Raw genomic sequence first — 17559 nt, forward strand, 5'->3', positions numbered from 1 at the left:
TCTCCACAAAACTCGAAGCGCAGGGCGCACCAGGGTGTAAACCTGGCGCGCCTGAGTATACCCGATTGCTGCGCTATTAAGAGAGACTTACAAATGGATTAAGGAAAATCCGATTACCAGTCCGCGTAAGGGATGAGCGGCTGCGGCGGTAAGTCCATATCGCCCTGCCAGCCTGCAGCAGAGTAGCGTACATATAACAGCGCATGGCTTGGGGTATAGTCTTTCGCTTGCTGGATATCCACGCCCACGCCGACAAACCAGTTGGATGTTACCCGGCGCTCGATAATGGCCCGCGCGGTGTAACCGGTGCCTGAGGACGAGCTGCCCGTTTCGGGATCGTGTTTATCGGAATACATCGGGTCGCCATTGGCATCGACCTGGTTATCCGGGATCAGACTCTGGATAGGATAACGCATCCCGTCTTTGGTTTTTGAATGGGACCAGGACACCGAGCCACCCAGCTCCCAGGACCAGTTCTCCGTGCGTTTACGCCAGGTCACCGGTAGTGCAAAGGAGACATATTCCTGCGGGCTGTAATAACCGCCCTGACCCAGGGTATAACCGCTCAGGTCCTTGTCGTAGTGCCAGAGCATATTGGAGACGCCGACCGTCAGGCGCTCATTATTTTTATTAATGAGCTTGTAGTAGTAACCCGTCATCCAGCGGACGCGCCAGTTATCCTCCACATTTTTACCCGTCAGCGTTTCCGCATTCAGGCTTGACCAGACGCCGTGCGCTTCCCCTTTGTCATAGCTCATGCTTACGCCGCCGCCGGTGGCGCGAACACCGCCCCACGTGGTGCCGGTATTGGTATCTTTTTGCCCGGCGAAGGCCAGCAGAGAGCTGGAGATTGGCCGGCGATGGGCGTTAACGGTATAGCCGATAGGCCCCAGATCGCTGCTGTAGCTGACGCCACCTACTACGTCGACGACGTCAAAGCCCATTGGGGTGGTACCAATGTCCATTGCCCAGGTTTTGTTCTGCCAGCCGACGGCAACGCTCGCGCCATTGTCTGACTGATGGGTATTGCCGCTACACGGCGTCGCAGAACAGGTACCCCAGTTCGGATCGTACTTCCCGTCTTTCGTCGCAAACGAACCGGCATCCATATTGACCAGATCGCTGCGGAAGAACATCCGTCCATCAGAGAGCGGCGCATCAACCTGCAGCATGGTGGTATGTGCTTTCAGATCGGAATACCCGCCCGTACCGCTGGAGCCCCAGTAATCATGCTGCAGCGTGACGTTAACATCCTGCTGACGGTACAAGTCACCGGCGTCGCTACGTACGCCGCGCTTCAGCCAGTCATCTTTTTCATCGTTACGCGTCAAGCGGGTAAAACTGTCGTTGTCAGCCGGCCGCGTCGTCGTAATGCCAGTCGACACCATCGCATCTTTATAGGTTTCCAGCGCCTGCTGGGGCTGGCCATTTTGTGCCTGGAAACGCGCGGCATCACGCAGCACCAGCGCGTTTTCCATGGAGGCGGGCTGCGATTTAGCCTGCGGAATAATTTTGTTGAAGGTCTGCTCTGCGGCGGCGGAATCGCCCAGGCCTGCCTGCGCCATCGCGATCCGGCGCTGCATATTGAGCGACAACGGCTGGCCGTTTTGCGCGGCGGGCAGTTTCGCCAGCTCCGCGCGCGCAGCGTCTTTGTCGCCTTGCGCACTGTAGATTTCGGTCAGGCCGAGGATCGCGTCTTCGTTCTGCGGCTCGCGCTGCAGCACAGTGCTGTAGGCCGTTTTCGCCGCGTCGAGATCGCCACGCTGCTGCGCCCAGTCCGCCAGCGTGAGGTCAATACGGGTAGAGGTCGGCTGCTGGCGAAGGAGATTCTCCGCCTCCTGCTCTTTGCCGCTGTCACGCAGACGGTTGGCGGTTTCCAGCACCTGATTGCTTTGCAGGCGGTCGGCAAGCTCCTGAATATTGCCGTTCCACTGGCTGCGCGGCAGCGTGTCCAGATGCGCCAGCGCGGCCCGGTCCTGATCGTTTCCGGAAAGATACAGCCCGTTGGCATAAACCTGATCCGGATCGGCCGGTTTCTGGCTGGCAAGCTGACGCATCAGGGTATCCGCCTGGCTGCGCTGGCCTGCGCTGTAGAGATCGCGCGAGAGGCGGTACGTTATCCACACGTCGCCCGGAGAGAGCGCCAGACGACGACGCTGAATATCTGCTGCCTGCGCGTATTTACCCTGATTCTCCAGCTGTTCTGCCTGGGCGGACAGCTGCTCGTTAGTCAGGCTACGTTCAATATCATCAATGCTGCGGCGCTGGCTGGCGGAGAGAGACTGGATAAACTGCGAGGCTTTCTCCGGCGACTGCGCGCGATAAATATTGGCCAGGCCGCGGACCGCATTGCTGTTACCGCTGTCCATACGCAACGCCTGGCGATAATAACGTTCCGCCGCGTCGTTATCTTTACGTGCCGCGGCGGCATCTCCCAGCCCCAGCACGGCATAGCTGTCGGTATTATCGATATTGCGTGCCTGCTGGTAGTAACGCTCCGCCTGAGCAGGGTTATTCGCCTTCAGCGCCGCATCGCCCTGCTGGATCAGCAGCCAGTAACGGTTAACCTTCAGCAAACTGTCCCATTTTCCCCGGTTATCGCTCTGCGGATCGAGGGCAATCGCCTTTTCAAACTGTGCCACCGCGCGGGCACGGTCGCCTTTCTGGGAATAAGCCTGTCCAAGGGCACCCACCGCTTCACTGTCGGTATGGTTGGCGCTGACGGCTTTTTGCAACTCCGCCACCGCCTTATTGCCCTGACCGGCATCCACCGCCGCCAGCCCTTCCGCTTTCGCGCGGAACGCCGGGTCAGCGAGCTGTTTTTGCTGCGCTTCAAGCTGGGCACGCGCCGCCGCAACGCTATCACCGTCGCTGAATACGCTCAGGTATTTTTGCAGCGCGCTGACGCTGGCGTTGCTGGCAGGCTGGCCTTTAATTTGGTCATACCACATATCAGACGCCTGATTGCGGCCACTGGTAGATTTGGCCATCTCCTGCAACACCGCAAAGCCTTCATCACGTCGTCCGCTCTGGAACAGAAGTTGGGACAGCGTCGCCTGCAGCTGTGTATTTCCTGGGCTGCTGGTATTTATTTTCTTGAGCTGGTTGATAGCCGCACTGCGGCGGGCAGGATCTTTCGCCACGACGTTCCAGTATTCCGTCGCCACGTCGCCACCCGGCGGGTTGCCGTCAAACAGCTTGTCATAGGCGGCAATGGCTTCCTGCGTGTGTCCCGTTGTGGCGAGCAATCGCGCCTGCTGAAGCTGCTGGCGACCATCCGGGGTGGAAAGCAACATCGTGTTGCGCGAGGACTGGTACGCACTCGAGCCCGGTGCGATCCCTTTCAGACGATCCAGCTCTTTTTGCGCGCCGGCGTTATCGCCCTGACGCAGCAGATAGCGAAAGCGTGCGGCAATCACGTCAGGGTTGTTCGGGTCAATCAGCTCAAGGCGATAGAGCGACTGACGAACCAAATCCTCACGCTGTGTCGATTCACCCAGACGAACCTGCTCCAGCAACTGTTTCTGCTGCGGAGAGTTGGCGGCCTGGGCCCACGGCATAAGCGCCAGGCCAAGCGATAAAGTGAGTAGATTTACTGTGAACTTGCGCATTCCTGGCCCCAATCCGGTATTAATTCACCTTTAGCGGTGAAGCGAAAACGATGCTGATCCCATCCTTGACCAAAGAGAGTCAGTACGTAGCTGTAATAGGCATTGTTATCGGGAAAATGGTCTGCAACGCGCTGGCGCTGAACCGCCTGGGCATCACGCTGTTGTAAAAACGGCAGCATGACGGCAGAAAACCCGACCGGGCCATTCCCGGTGCGTTTACCCGTCGCCACATCCACTTTCTCCGGCGGCACACCCCGTTTCATTGTCTTTGCCGCCATCGGCTTGAAGCGCGTCAGCAGCCGGGCTTTCTGAGGATCCTTATCACTCATCATTCCCACCCAGAGATAAACGCGGATGGCGTCGTAGCCACCCACCAGCGACTTATCCTGCTGTAACCGCCAGCCTCTGTTTTTCTGATACTGCACCCAGTCCGGCGAAAAACCTTTCGGCGCGCTCTCCAGCAGCAGGCGCAGATTGGTTTCACGAAGCTGGGTCCACGGGGTACCAAAACGCGTGAAATAACTCGCTAACTGCGGAGGAAGATAACTGGGGTTAAAGCGCCAGACGTTTTCATCGGCAAAACCAACTTTACCAGGAAGCAGCATTACGCCGAGCCCCGGCACTTTCACCACTTCCTCGCTGGCAATGCGTTTCAGCAGTGCCTTACCCGTGCGGGTATAGTCCGGATGTTTCCATAACCGACCCGCTTCGAGCAGTGACCAGGCGATCCAAACATCGGCATCGGAGGCGGAGTTAGTATCAATCACCGCCCACTTTTCTTTATCTTTCTGACCCCATAGCCAGGCAGGAAGATGGTCGTTGAGATTACCGCTGGCAAGATTATCGCGCGTCCACGTCAGCAGTTGATCAAACGCGTTGCGATCGTTCGCCGCCAGGGCAAAGAACAAGGCGTAGCTTTGCCCTTCCGAGGTCGTAATTTTGCGCGTGTCACTGGGATCAATAACACGCCCGCCCTCACTGATGTAATCCTTTTTAAACTGCTCCCAGGCAGGCCAGGTACAGGCGGCGCGAAGAGGGAGCGCCGCCAGCATCAACGCTGCTAATGCACACCAGCGAAAGGCTTTCATCACATCTTACTCATCCGGGTTCAGACGACGACGGCTGATGATTCGCAGCAGACGCCACAGTACCCATGCCAGCAATACCACACTGACCGCAGCCAGGATGGCGAGCAGAACCGGATGGTTAGACATCGCATACCACAGGCGTTCGAACCACGGCAGATGGCCCACATAGTACACATCGCCCACGCGCAGGCTATTGACGCCGGACTCACGGATCACCGACACAGAGCCAAACATCGCGGCACGTTTACCGCTGTCGTTCATGGCCGTATTAAGCAGTTCATACCCGCGCGGGCTGTCCGCAAGCAGAGCCACCACGCTGCGCTGTTCGTTGTAAGGGGACTGGAAGCCCACTACCGCGGCCATTGCCCCCTGAGACGTTACGGTCGTCTGTGCGCTAGCCTGACGATCGTTCACATCCGGCATAATACTCGGGAACTCGGTCTGGCGCAGCGGCGTGTTAACCCAGGACTGAGCCGCTTTCACCAGCAGATCGATACGTTTGTCATCCTTCAGCTTGTCCGGGATGCTCCCGATCACCAGGATATCAGCATCTTTGTTCTGAATCTGGCTGCCATCGTCCGTCAACGTGACGTTAATTGCCGGCAATCCTGTCTGCCCCCCAACGGTCGCCATGGTGTCCAGCAGGGTTGTCACCTGCCCTTCGTTTGGCGCTTTTGGCATCACTACAATGGACTCAGAGAGGTCGGCCATGCGGCTGAACGGGAAGCCCGCATTGGCAAAGGCACGCAGATCCGGCATCGCCAGGAAGTGATAGTACTTCGAGAAGTCGATGGTCGACTCATCACCAATCACGACGTGGTTCTGAACCGGCTGGAAGGTGATGCAGTTCTCCGCCGAACCGCCAGGCATCGGGTTCATGTACTGGAAGTCAAAGCGCAGCTGGTTTATCGCGCCAAGCTTCAGTGCCGGGATAGAGACATCCGTTTTACCGTCCAGCAGACCCTGCAACACCGGCAGGCGAAGCATCAGTCGGTTAGTATCCTGCGTGCTTTGCAGGCTGAACGATTGCAGGAACTGGTTGTTCAGGCTGATATCCATGCGCGAGCTGTCTTTGGTCGCTGGCGCGGTATAACGGTAGTTCAGATTAATATCAATGCCGTTGGTACGCAGCAGGTACAGATCCGGCGGTAGATTCATTGACAGGCTAATCGGCGCGGGCTCAAGCCCCGTCGCCTGCAGCTGTTCTTCATAGGTTTTCAGTTCGCCAAACGTTACCGCACGATCGGTACGCACCCAGTTTGGCGCATCGTAAGGTTTACGGGCCAGCAGCGGTTTGACCTCATCAACCACAACGCTGTTGCCACGGAAAAGAACATTGCCCTGGGCAATCGCTTTTGCTGCCTGCACCAGATCTTTATCGTCACGACCAAAGACCACCAGCAGCTTCACGTACGGATTTTCCGGGTGGCTTACCATTTCCACAGTCGGCGCTTTGACGTCCGGATGATCGCGCAGGAAGGCCGGGCGTTTGGCGTTGGTTGCAAACACAATGGCATTTCTGTCCGGCAGTTTGTCGTACATCGCCGGGAAGCTCTGACCACGCCAGCCGGCACGTGAACCAAACCAGGACGCCACGATGGTGGCCGCCAGCTGCTCGGTCACGTCCGGGGACGACGCAAACACCATTGGCAGGGTGAGCGGACGGTTATCACGTGGATCAAAGAACGGAACCGGGAAGGCCGACAGATCGTTTTTCAGCGCCAGCGACTGGTAGGTCATCTGCAGCGAGGAGTTACGCCCGACGTCCATCCACAGCGTGTTGCTGGCAGGGTTTTCGCAGACATCACGGTAGTGACCGACAAACTCCAGACGGATACGGTTAAAGTCAGTAATGAACAGCGGGTTGATCGGCACCTGCGCCTGGGTTTTCTTACCGAGCTGCTCTTTCGTGACCGGCAGTACGTCCATCAACTCGTCATTCAGGTAGACCTTCAGCTGAGACTGTGTCGGCAGCAGAGACGGCGACGGGGTGTATTCAAGGTTCAACACCGCATTAGAGACGACCTCATCGCTGCGCATGCCAAATTCTATGCCGCCGTTAGGGTTGATGCCACGCAGCACCATACTGCCCGGAGGCGGCGCAATTTGCGCGAAGGTCAGCTTCACGTCCCGCGACGGCGCGTTGTCCGCGACGACTGGCGCATTCGCACCCCGGACGCCCGGCATCACCTGCCCGATGACCTGGCTGTCTGCCGGCAGGGTGTTCCCCTCCGTTGGCTGGTTCGGCATGATGTTTTCTGTTTGACCAGGTGCCGCAGTGACAACCGGATCGGTTGCTTGCGCGACGACAGGTACCGTTGGCGCAGGCGTTGCCGCTGCGTTACCAGGTGCTGCGTTAGCCATTGTTGCGGGGAGGGCATTCATCCCCATTGCCACTGCACATAACCAGGAAAGTTTTGTTTTCATCGCGTTATCATCATTGTTGAGCCATAACCGGGTCCGCCTGCTTCGCCTCATCCCGCTCAGGACGACGAGGAATGAACGACACGACCCAGGAAACCAGCGAAGTAAGTGACCGGAAAATTAATTTCACCGACGACGGGGCAAATTCTGCAAGGTGACGATAGCCTCGGAACCCCAGCTTCAGAATATCCAGCAGGCTTTCCAGAGGTTTATCTTCCGGGAAGCTGTCCTGCCAGAGAGCCCACGTGTCCGCGCGAGCAAACGTACACTGCACAAAATCGATATGTTGCTTTTTGGTCAACGGCATCAGTTGCAGACCGACTTCATTGCCCGTCACACGAACGACCTGCGTCGGGAATACGTACTCCTGCTGACCGCGCTTAAGCAGCAGGTTCACTTTCTGCCCTTCCAGCACCTTCGCCTGACCGTTGATTTTGATCCCCAGACCACCGTCAGAGAAGTCGTGCACGGTACAGGAGAAGAGATGTCCATCTTCACGGGCAATCGCCGCAGGCATGCAGATTTCCACACGATGCGCGCGACGAACCTGTTTGCTCTCCACCGATACCGCCACCGCGCCACCGAGGATAATCAGGTTGTAGAAGACCCAGGCCATACTCACGAATACCGTCAGGATCTCGTTTTCAGGGCCGTAGAAGTAACGCCAGATACCCGCGATGACGCCAACAATATTCAGCAGCACAAGGAAGATATACGGACGGGAGATCACCCAGTCGACATACTCTTCTTCCACCAGACCGCCCTTCGCGGTGACGTTGAATTTACCTTTGTGCGGGTTAATCAGCGCCACCATTGTCGGCGGCGCGATGTACCAGGCCAGCACCGTTTCGTAGATTTCACTCCAGAAGGAATGGCGGTATTTACCCTGAATCTTCGAGTTCGTCAGGCTCGCGTGGATCATGTGCGGCAGAACAAACAGCGCAATCATCAGCGCGGGGGCGTAAATGATATAGGCGTGAAGGAGCAGGAACGCCAGCGGCGCGGTCAGGAAGATCAGCCGCGGGATACCGGATAAGAAGTGGAACATGGCGTTGACGTAGCAAAGACGTTGCGCCAGCTTGAGCCCTTTCCCTATCAGTGGATTATCGAGACGGAAAATCTGCACCATGCCGCGAGCCCAGCGAATACGCTGACCAATGTGCGCCGACAGTGACTCCGTTGCCAGACCGGCTGCCTGTGGAATACGCATATAGGCGGAGGTATAGCCACGGCGGTGCAGGCGCAGAGAGGTGTGAGCATCTTCCGTGACCGTTTCGACCGCAATACCGCCAATTTCATCCAGCGGTTTACGGCGGATAACCGCACAGGAGCCGCAGAAGAAGGTGGCATCCCACATGTCGTTACCGTCCTGCACCAGGCCATAGAACAGCGTGCCTTCGTTCGGGGTTTTACGGAAACGACCAAGGTTACGTTCGAACGGATCCGGTGAGAAGAAATGGTGCGGCGTCTGCATCATCGCCAGCTCTTTCTCTTTCAGGAACCAGCCCATGGTCATCTGCAGGAAGGAGCGCGTCGGCACGTGGTCACAGTCAAAGATCGAGACAAATTCCCCAGTGGCATACTTCAGCGCGTTGTTGATGTTCCCGGCTTTAGCATGCTCGTGAGTCGGACGAGCGATGTACTCGACGCCAACTTCCTCTGCGAACTGGCGAAACGCCGGACGGTTGCCGTCATCCAGGACCCAGACTTTAAGCTTATCCTTCGGCCAGTCGATGCCCAGCGCGGCATAGATGGTGTTCTTTACCACGCTCAGGTCTTCGTTGTAGGTCGGTACGAAGAGATCGACGGTCGGCCACTGCGTGGTGTCTTTTGGCAGCGGCACCGGCTGGCGGTTGAGCGGCCAAATCACCTGGAAGTAGCCCAGCACCAGCACAATCCAGGCGTAGGTTTCTGCAAACAGCAGCACCAGGCCGCACACCAGACTGACCGGGTCGTCCCAGTTCAGGGTTGAGGTATAACGCCACCAGATGTAGCGACAGGAGACGGTCAACGACAGCACAATCAGCATCAGCGCCGAGAAGCGGCCCGGAATACGGCGGACCAGCAGCGCCACGCCCCACAGCAGGATCAGGAAGGTGAACTGCGCCAGAGGGTTAAAGGGTTGCGTAATACAGACCAGCGCCAGTATGAGCGAAAACACGACGATGATGCCGAGAATAAAACGCCGCAAGCCCGGGTGGAGATGTCCGAGTTCTTTATGGTTATCCAGATGGCTGGTCTTATCGCTCACGCTGTTGGGCAGTCTGTCCAGCCACTGATGGTAGCGTTCACGTAACTGTTGCACGCGGGAGAAGCTGCGCCAGTGCGGCGTTTTTTTCTCCGAACGGGAGGAAGTGGCCACCAGCCAGATGGCCTGAATAAGATAACGCGCCGGATCCAAAGGCCGCGGCCGATCGGGATTAATGTGCGGATATAATTCACTGTGTCGTGCACGTATGCGCTGCCAGCGCGGGTGTTCAAGTGGAATGAACATCCAGGCCAGAATCATCCAGAAACAGCCGAGCGCGGCGCTAAATGCCGAAGCACCATGCCGGCGGAAATGCCGGTAATGTTCGCTCAAACGCGAACTGACCGGTGGGATGAGTAACCAGCTGGCGAGACGACTCATACAGAACTCCCTGCAGGCTCCGCCCTGTTGGCGAAGTTCAGCAGACACCAGTTAGCCAGCGTCAGAATCTCTTCTGCCGCCAGTGAATCGCTGCGGTATTCGCCGAGCGGTTGCTTAGACGCAAGACATTCCGCCATTCCCTCATCACGATGGATGACAATGGGAAGCAGACGGCGCTGGCTTTGCAGCCAGACCTGATACAGATCGTCCTGGATCTGGCTGCCAATGCGCAAATCGTTAATCAGGATGTGGCCATTTTGCGGTAGCCCCTGCTGATGCAGACGGATATGGCAATTCGCATCAACGTTGACGATCGAGAATACCTGATCGCACTGCGCGATAAGCTGTCGGGTCAGCGTGCCGGCGCCGTGCGGCAGATCCAGCAGGATCCACTGGTAGTGCCCCTTTTCTTTCAGGCTCTGCAGCGCAAGCGTGAACTGCGAAAACAGGCGCTGATACGCGGCTTCATTCTCGCGTTCCGAGGTGGACAGTTGACCAAACGGCAGCAAATCAAGCTGGGAGGTGTAGCGCATACCTGCGTCCCGCCAGTCTTTGTCATCCAGTAGCGCGCGGGCCCAGCCCTCTTCGCGGGTAAAGTCGACGTTAAACGACATACGCAGCAAATTATCGGCGCAGGCGTCAATAACCAGCACCGATTCACCTAAAAGCTGTAATGACCACGCCAGCGCCGCGGTAACAGATGTGGTACCCACACCGCCACGGACACCCTGTAATCCGAGTATGGCCATCAATGGCTCCCTTATTGTTGATGGGCTAATTCAGCTAATAACGGCCAACGTTTAATAGCCGCAGCCAACTGTTCCCGCTGGGAAATATCGGTGTAATCTATTTCAGGTAAAGAAAAGGCCTGCGTCAGCGCCAGAAAATCGTTTTGGAATGTGTAACCCAGAGTCGAATCGACTGGGGTACCGGGTTCATTATGATCCATTTTTTTTCCATCCCTTTGCGTAGAATCGCTCGATCAGAAGTAGCGAGGCATCCTGCCCTATGAAATTTCATTTACATGCTAAATCTGATGTTCTTTAATTTCAATGTTAGGTTTATTTCTACGCTTTCGCTAGTAAACTGAGATACAGATAAATTAGACGAAAAGAGGGACACCGTGGACTCCATATTTTCTATTGGCATCCAGTCATTATGGGACGAATTGAGCCACATGCCAGTCGGAGGAGTCTGGTGGATTAATACGGACCGTAATGAAGATGCTATCAGTCTGGTAAACCAGACAATTGCTGCTCAGGATAAGGATTCCCGCGTAGCCGTCATTAGCATGGGCGAAGACCCGAAGAAAATTATCACGCTTGAAAGTAACCGCGGCCCCCAGACGGTGCGATTATTTTCCATGACATCGGAAGCCGATAGTCTATACTTTTTGTCCCGCGATGTTCAGTGCACGATTGATCCCGATCACTATTTAGTGATCCTGAAATGTGCAAATAACATTCTGCAAAATTTCCCTGCTGAAAAATTGCTGCCGTGGCTGGAAAAAATCAATAAATGGGCAAAATTTCAAAATTGCACGCTATTGATAGTCAATCCCGGCAGTAATAATGACAAGCTGTTCTCACTGTTAATGAGCGAATATCGCTCCCTGTTCGGTCTGGCAAGTGTTCGTGACCAGGTGGGTAGCTATCTCTACGATATTGCATTCTGGTGTAATGAAAAAGGCGTGAGCGCCAGGCAACAGCTTACGCTGAAACATATTGAGGGCGAGTGGCACCTGGCGCAGCAGGAAGAAACGGTGGTGCAACCGCGCAGCGATGAAAAACGCATCCTGAGCCATATCGCGGTTTTAGAGGGGGCACCTGCCCTGTCGGAAAACTGGTCACTGTTTGAATCAAACGAAGCCCTTTTCCATGAAGCCCGCACCACCCAGGCGGCAACGCTTATTTTCTCATTGATGCAGAATAACCAGATTGAGACGCTGGCAAGGCAAATACATACCTTACGCCGCCAGCGTGGAAGCGCGTTAAAAATTATCGTGCGCGAAAATAATACCAGCCTGCGCGCCACTGATGAGCGTCTGCTTTTGGGCTGCGGTGCCAATATGGTTATTCCATGGAATGCCCCGTTGTCACGCTGCCTGACGCTTATCGAAAGCGTTCAGGGCCAGCAGTTTAGCCGCCATGTACCGGAAGATATTTCTACGCTGCTCTTCATGACCCAGCCGATGAAACTGCGGGGATACCAAAAATGGGATACCTTCTGCGACGCCGTTGGGAACATGATGAACAACACGCTCCTTCCCGCTGACGGAAAAGGGGTCATGGTTGCCCTGCGTCCTGTACCGGGTATCCGCGTCGAACAGGCGCTCACCTTATGTCGCCCGAACCGTACCGGGGACATCATGACCATTGGCGACAATCGGCTGGTACTGTTTTTGTCCTTCTGTCGGGTAAACGATCTCGATACGGCGCTTAACCACATCTTCCCCCTCCCTACCGGGGATATTTTCTCGAATCGTATGATTTGGTTCGAAGATAATTCTATCAGCGCGGAGCTGGTGCAGATGCGCGCGCTCCAGCCTGAACAATGGGCTAAACCGCTCGCGATGACGAGCGACGCCAAACCGATCCTCAATGCCAGACATGATGGACACGTCTGGCGTCGGGTGCCGGAGCCCCTTCGCTTATTAACAGACAACGCGGAGAACGCACCATCATGAATATCAGCGATATTATTCAACTGGTTATATTCTGTGCGCTGATCTTTTTCCCGCTTGGCTACTATGCGCGCCATTCCATACGTCGTATCCGCGATACGGCCAGAGTGCTGTTTATAAAACCTCGCTATGTTAAACCAGCCGGAACTCTGACACGGGCATCACACGTCAAGGCAGACCGAAAACATGACTAATTCTACCTATACCGCTTCGTCACCCTCGCCGCTCTGGCAATACTGGCGCGGTCTTTCCGGCTGGAACTTCTACTTTCTGGTGAAGTTTGGTCTGCTGTGGGCAGGCTATCTGAATTTCCATCCCCTTCTCAACCTGGTATTTATGGCCTTCCTGCTGATGCCTCTGCCGAATATCAGGCTGCATCGCTTACGCCACTGGGTAGCCATCCCTGTCGGCTTTGCGCTGTTCTGGCATGATACCTGGCTACCGGGGCCGGACAGTATTATGAGCCAGGGCTCACAGGTGGCGGGGTTTAGCGCCAGCTACGTCCTCGACCTGACCGAGCGTTTTATTAACTGGCAGATGATAGGCGCAGTATTTGTGCTGCTGGTTGCCTGGCTGTTCCTGTCACAGTGGATCCGCGTCACGGTGTTTGTCGTCGCGATTATGATCTGGCTTAACGTGCTGACGCTGGCTGGACCAAACTTTTCGCTGTGGCCTGCCGGACAGCCGACCACCACGGTGACCACCACCGGGGGAAGCGCAGCGGCAACCGTCACAACGGCAGGCGATACGCCTGTGGTAGGCGATATCCCAACCCAGACGGCCCCGCCGACCTCCACCAATCTGAACGCCTGGCTCTCCAGTTTCTATACTGCGGAAGACAAGCGACAGACGAAATTCCCGGACGCGCTGCCGGCAGATGCTCAGCCGTTTGAACTGCTGGTGATCAACATCTGCTCTCTCTCCTGGGCCGACGTGGATGCCGCCGGTTTGACGTCTCATCCGCTGTGGTCGCATTTCGATATTCAGTTTAAAGATTTCAACTCTGCCACCTCGTACAGCGGCCCGGCGGCGATCCGCCTGCTCCGTGCAAGCTGTGGTCAGGCATCGCATAAAAACCTGTATCAACCCGCCGGCAACCAGTGTTATCTGTTCGATAACCTCTCAAAACTGGGCTTTACGCAGCATCTGATGCTGGGGCATAACGGCCAGTTCGGTAACTTCCTGAAAGAGGTTCGCGAACAGGGTGGCATGCAGGCACCGCTGATGGATCAAACCGGGCTGCCGGTCTCTCTGCTGGGCTTCGACGGCTCGCCCGTTTATGACGATACCGCCGTACTGCAACGCTGGCTGCAGACCATCGAAAAAGACAGTAATCCGCGCAGTGCGACGTTCTTTAACACCCTGCCACTTCACGACGGTAACCACTTCCCGGGCGTGAGCAAAACGGCGGATTATAAAGTGCGTGCGCAGAAATTCTTTGACGAGCTGGACGCATTCTTCACGGAGCTGGAAAAATCAGGCCGTAAAGTGATGGTAGTTGTGGTACCTGAGCACGGTGGCGCGCTGAAAGGTGACAGAATGCAGGTTTCAGGTCTGCGTGATATCCCAAGCCCGTCGATTACCAACGTGCCTGCAGGCATTAAATTCTTTGGTATGAAGGCACCGCATCAGGGTGCACCGATTGAGATCACTCAACCAACCAGCTATCTGGCGATCTCAGAACTGGTTGCCCGTGCCGTTGACGGGAAGCTGTTTGTAGAAGATAGCGTTAACTGGGATCAGCTCACCAGCAAACTGCCGCAAACGGCAGAAGTCTCCGAGAACGCCAACGCGGTGGTGATTCAGTATCAGAATAAACCGTACGTTCGCCTGAACGGCGGGGATTGGGTACCGTATCCGCAGTAATAGGGTATGACGTCCCTCTCCCTGTCTGGGAGAGGGACAATATCGACATTATTGCTGGGCGATCCACACCAGCATTTTCAGGCTTGCCGAATAGTAGTCGTCTTTAGACGTAATTTCGGGTTCTCCGGAAGACTGTCCCATTGTTAAATCGCGTACAGCCAGCAGACCGCCTTCCATCATGTAGGGAGCATATTCGTTGGTCGTGACGTTAACCCAGGCAGGCGTTTGTTCCCGAGGGAACTGACCGAACCAGGCTTTCCATGGCGTCAGCAACGGGCTTTGTTTATCGGACCAGGCTACGTACAACGGAATACGAATCGCGTCGTAACTCATGCGCGGCGCCCAGCCTGTGGCCGGTGCCAGCTTGCCGCCGGATGCCAGTGAAACCCAGTCAGCGGGCAGATTTGCTTTACCCGAGCCCATTTTACCCAGCAGGCGTTTCCCGTCTTTAATTAATTCACGCCAGACCGGCAAATGACTGCGCCCGGCAAAAGCCTGCCAGGCCGGAAACACAAAATAGGAAGGATTAAGGACCACTTCACCCTCAAGCTTAAATCCCTGGGCGCCGGGCAACATCACGCGGTAACCCGCATAGCGGATCACGTTGTGGCCAATCAGTGCTTTTGTAATCGCATCCGATGCGGCGCTGTAGCGTTTGTCATGCCAGCGAGCATCGGCTTTTAACAACGCCCAGGCTATCAGCACATCGCCATCTGCGGCGTTGTTTTTGTCGGCGATCGGGTTGGTCTCTGCGGGGTTATAACGCCAGTAAAACAGGCCGTTCTCTTTGTTCTTCAGCCGGCTGTCTGTCCATTGCCAGAGCTTATCGAACGTGGTTTTATCGTCATTGGCCACTGCCATCAACATGGCAAAACCCTGACCTTCCGTGTGCGAAACGCCGCCATTGCCGGTATCGACAATGCGGCCGTCCGGTTTGAAAAAGCGTGCCTTGTAACTTTCCCAGGCCTGACCTGCCTGAGAGAGAGGAGAAAACAGCACACTCATCATCACAGCCAGCGTAGCGCAGACGGGTTTTCGCATAATTAACTCAATCCGGTTATTCGGCACTTCGCAGTGAAATCTCACCGCCCACCCAGGGTTTGATCACGCCATTCTGCTCCAGGAGCAACGCGCCCTGAGCGTCAATACCGCGGGAGGTACCGTAGATCTCTTTATCACCAATAAGCAATTTCACCGGACGGTTGATAAAGTTATCCAGCTTTTCCCAGCGAGACAGGAACGGTGCCAGCCCTTCCTGTTCAAAAAGCGTGAGTGAGCTGCGCAACTCTTTAATCATACGCACGGCGAGGGTGTTACGATCGATAACGATGCCCGCCTCCTGAAGGTTAGTCCAGGCCTGATTCACCACATCATTTTGTACATTTCGCATGACCATATTCAGGCCCGCGCCAATGACAATTTGCGCTGCATCACCAGTTTTTCCCGTCAGTTCGACCAGAATGCCGGCAAGTTTACGATCGTTTAGGTAAAGATCATTCGGCCATTTTACACGGACTTTATCCGCCCCCAGATCGTGCAGTACTTCTGCCATAACAATGCCGATGACCAGACTCAGGCCAATGGCAGCGGCAGGCCCCTGCTCCAGGCGCCAGTACATGGAGAGATAGAGATTCGCGCCAAATGGTGAGAACCATTTGCGGCCGCGACGGCCACGCCCGGCCTGCTGATACTCGGCAACACAGGCATCGCCGGATTTCAGTTCGGGCAGACGATCCAGCAGATACTGGTTCGTCGAATCAATCACCGGCAGCACAGCAATATTGCCGTGTCCAATCTGGCTGCGGATCGCTTCTTCATTCAGCAATTGAATAGGCTCCGGCAGGCTGTACCCTTTTCCGGGTACCGTGAACACATCAACACCCCAGTCGCGGAGCGTCTGAATATGCTTATTGATACCGGCACGGCTCATGCCTAGCTGCTCACCCAACTGCTCGCCAGAATGAAACTCACCGTCAGCGAGAATACTAATCAGGGTTAAGGGGATGGTATTGTCTTTCATGCGATAGCCTCCACGGCATTAACTTCACCTGTGCGGCCAATGAAGCGAACTTCTGGCTCCAGCCAGACGTTAAACTTTTCACCCACACGCTGGCGAATATCATGTGCCAGCTGTACAACATCATCGCTGGTCGCATCGCATTGATTAATCAGTACCAGAGCCTGCTGTTGATGAACGGCAGCACCTCCAACAGAAGTGCCTTTTAGCTGGCATTGATCGATAAGCCATCCCGCAGCCAGCTTCACGCTGCCATCCACCTGAGGGTAATGTGGCGCAGTTGGCCATCCACCAAGAAGGACTTTTGCATTTTCGCTGCTGATAACCGGGTTTTTGAAGAAGCTGCCTGCATTTCCGTTGATTTTTGGATCAGGAAGTTTGGTCATCCGCATATGGCAAACCGAATCAAAAACATCGCGGGGGGTAACGGTAGCCGGATCGAGACGCGTTAAATCACCGTAGGTCAATACGGGCTGCCAGTTCTTCGACAAACGCAGACCCACGGCGACGATCGCATAGCAACCCTGATACTCATGTTTGAAGATACTGTCACGATAGCCAAAACGGCACTGTTCAGCCGTTAAACGTTTAGCCGTTCCGGTTGCGAGCTCGATGCAGTCGACATATTCACAGACATGTTTCAGTTCGATGCCGTAGGCACCGATGTTTTGAATGGGTGACGATCCGGCGCAGCCTGGAATAAGCGCGAGGTTTTCCAGACCCGGCATCCCTTTTTCGAGGGTAAATTGCACCAGATGATGCCAGTTTTCTCCGGCCCCCACATGCACATGCCAGGTATCGGCACGCTCTTCCACATCAATTCCCATGATGCGGTTAACGATCACCGTTCCCGAAAAATCTTCAAGAAACAGGACATTACTTCCTTCGCCCAGAATCAGTACGGGTTCATTATTTTCTGTTGCGCTTTGCCATGCATCCAGCAGTTGCTGTGCAGTATCGGCACGTACAATGTTCTTAGCATTCCGTTGAATGCCAAAGGTATTCCAGGGCTTAAGGGAGTGGTTCATAGACGCTATCCTGATGCAAAAACGCAGATAGTTTACCGTATAAGCAGGGTATTGGGGGATTAGTTTGTGCAGCGTATAAACGCAAAAAGGCCATCCTTTCGGATGGCCTCTCTACTTAATTGATGCCTGGCAGTTCCCTACTCTCACATGGGGAGACCCCACACTACCATCGGCGCTACGGCGTTTCACTTCTGAGTTCGGCATGGGGTCAGG

The 17559-nt window shown here is 55.4% G+C and carries 12 protein-coding genes and 1 rRNA gene; 3 read left to right on the forward strand and 10 right to left on the reverse strand.

The features are described from left to right. Window positions 1-113: 113 nt before the first annotated feature. The 6 genes from bcsC to bcsR are packed head-to-tail and all read right to left on the reverse strand — an operon-like array spanning window position 114 to window position 10701. Window positions 114-3611: a cellulose synthase complex outer membrane protein BcsC gene (gene bcsC / locus PYW49_RS21600; protein WP_320387470.1), complete on the reverse strand. Its 3498-nt coding sequence runs from the start codon at window positions 3609-3611 to the stop codon at window positions 114-116. Beyond that, the gene (gene bcsZ / locus PYW49_RS21605) at window positions 3593-4699 is read right to left on the reverse strand and encodes a cellulose synthase complex periplasmic endoglucanase BcsZ (RefSeq protein ID WP_134348220.1); all 1107 of its coding nucleotides are present in this window, start codon (window positions 4697-4699) and stop codon (window positions 3593-3595) included. Before bcsZ ends, bcsC begins: the two co-directional genes overlap by 19 nt. Window positions 4700-4705: 6 nt before the next feature. Then, window positions 4706-7126 (reverse strand): cellulose biosynthesis cyclic di-GMP-binding regulatory protein BcsB, encoded by a 2421-nt coding sequence (bcsB, locus tag PYW49_RS21610; RefSeq protein WP_320387471.1) that lies wholly within the window; start codon window positions 7124-7126, stop codon window positions 4706-4708. 10 nt (window positions 7127-7136) lie between these two features. Continuing rightward, window positions 7137-9752 carry a UDP-forming cellulose synthase catalytic subunit gene (bcsA, locus tag PYW49_RS21615; RefSeq protein ID WP_320387472.1) on the reverse strand — a complete coding sequence of 872 codons (2616 nt, stop codon included), beginning with the start codon at window positions 9750-9752 and terminating at the stop codon, window positions 7137-7139. Next, on the reverse strand, window positions 9749-10501 hold the full coding sequence (bcsQ, locus tag PYW49_RS21620; protein ID WP_320387473.1) for a cellulose biosynthesis protein BcsQ: 753 nt from the start codon (window positions 10499-10501) through the stop codon (window positions 9749-9751). Before bcsQ ends, bcsA begins: the two co-directional genes overlap by 4 nt. Window positions 10502-10512: 11 nt before the next feature. Then, window positions 10513-10701: a cellulose biosynthesis protein BcsR gene (gene bcsR, locus PYW49_RS21625; protein WP_134348205.1), complete on the reverse strand. Its 189-nt coding sequence runs from the start codon at window positions 10699-10701 to the stop codon at window positions 10513-10515. A 174-nt stretch (window positions 10702-10875) separates the two neighbouring features. Here bcsR and bcsE point away from each other — a divergent pair, with 174 nt between their 5' ends. The 3 genes from bcsE to bcsG are packed head-to-tail and all read left to right on the forward strand — an operon-like array spanning window position 10876 to window position 14301. Further along, window positions 10876-12438, forward strand: a complete 1563-nt coding sequence (gene bcsE, locus PYW49_RS21630) for a cellulose biosynthesis c-di-GMP-binding protein BcsE (RefSeq protein ID WP_320387474.1) — start codon at window positions 10876-10878, stop codon at window positions 12436-12438. Next, window positions 12432-12629, forward strand: coding sequence for a cellulose biosynthesis protein BcsF (gene bcsF / locus PYW49_RS21635; RefSeq protein ID WP_024908822.1), 198 nt, complete (start codon window positions 12432-12434; stop codon window positions 12627-12629). The genes bcsE and bcsF overlap by 7 nt, the downstream gene beginning before the upstream one ends. After that, entirely contained in the window at window positions 12622-14301 is a 1680-nt protein-coding gene (bcsG, locus tag PYW49_RS21640) for a cellulose biosynthesis protein BcsG (RefSeq protein ID WP_134348207.1), read from the forward strand. The genes bcsF and bcsG overlap by 8 nt, the downstream gene beginning before the upstream one ends. Window positions 14302-14349: 48 nt before the next feature. Here bcsG and PYW49_RS21645 read toward each other — a convergent pair whose 3' ends face one another. The 4 genes from PYW49_RS21645 to rrf all read right to left on the reverse strand — a co-directional run. Then, the gene (locus tag PYW49_RS21645) at window positions 14350-15342 is read right to left on the reverse strand and encodes a glycosyl hydrolase family 8 (protein WP_320387475.1); all 993 of its coding nucleotides are present in this window, start codon (window positions 15340-15342) and stop codon (window positions 14350-14352) included. A gap of 16 nt (window positions 15343-15358) precedes the next feature. Beyond that, window positions 15359-16321, reverse strand: coding sequence for a bifunctional biotin--[acetyl-CoA-carboxylase] ligase/biotin operon repressor BirA (gene birA, locus PYW49_RS21650; protein ID WP_134348209.1), 963 nt, complete (start codon window positions 16319-16321; stop codon window positions 15359-15361). After that, window positions 16318-17346, reverse strand: a complete 1029-nt coding sequence (murB, locus tag PYW49_RS21655) for a UDP-N-acetylmuramate dehydrogenase (RefSeq protein WP_320387476.1) — start codon at window positions 17344-17346, stop codon at window positions 16318-16320. The genes birA and murB overlap by 4 nt, the downstream gene beginning before the upstream one ends. 124 nt (window positions 17347-17470) lie before the next feature. Next, window positions 17471-17559: ribosomal RNA gene (gene rrf, locus PYW49_RS21660) — 5S ribosomal RNA — on the reverse strand; the annotation flags it as partial.

Origin of the sequence: Enterobacter chinensis, assembly GCF_034008295.1 — a bacterium.
GTDB classification, from domain to species: Bacteria; Pseudomonadota; Gammaproteobacteria; order Enterobacterales; family Enterobacteriaceae; genus Enterobacter; species Enterobacter chinensis.

Coding starts and splice junctions, on each gene's coding strand:
- bcsR (WP_134348205.1), bottom strand. CDS start 10,701: ATGGATCATAATGAACCCGGTACCCCAGTCGATTCGACTCTGGGTTAC.
- PYW49_RS21645 (WP_320387475.1), bottom strand. CDS start 15,342: ATGCGAAAACCCGTCTGCGCTACGCTGGCTGTGATGATGAGTGTGCTG.
- bcsZ (WP_134348220.1), bottom strand. CDS start 4,699: ATGAAAGCCTTTCGCTGGTGTGCATTAGCAGCGTTGATGCTGGCGGCG.
- bcsQ (WP_320387473.1), bottom strand. CDS start 10,501: ATGGCCATACTCGGATTACAGGGTGTCCGTGGCGGTGTGGGTACCACA.
- bcsB (WP_320387471.1), bottom strand. CDS start 7,126: ATGAAAACAAAACTTTCCTGGTTATGTGCAGTGGCAATGGGGATGAAT.
- bcsA (WP_320387472.1), bottom strand. CDS start 9,752: ATGAGTCGTCTCGCCAGCTGGTTACTCATCCCACCGGTCAGTTCGCGT.
- birA (WP_134348209.1), bottom strand. CDS start 16,321: ATGAAAGACAATACCATCCCCTTAACCCTGATTAGTATTCTCGCTGAC.
- bcsG (WP_134348207.1), top strand. CDS start 12,622: ATGACTAATTCTACCTATACCGCTTCGTCACCCTCGCCGCTCTGGCAA.
- bcsC (WP_320387470.1), bottom strand. CDS start 3,611: ATGCGCAAGTTCACAGTAAATCTACTCACTTTATCGCTTGGCCTGGCG.
- murB (WP_320387476.1), bottom strand. CDS start 17,346: ATGAACCACTCCCTTAAGCCCTGGAATACCTTTGGCATTCAACGGAAT.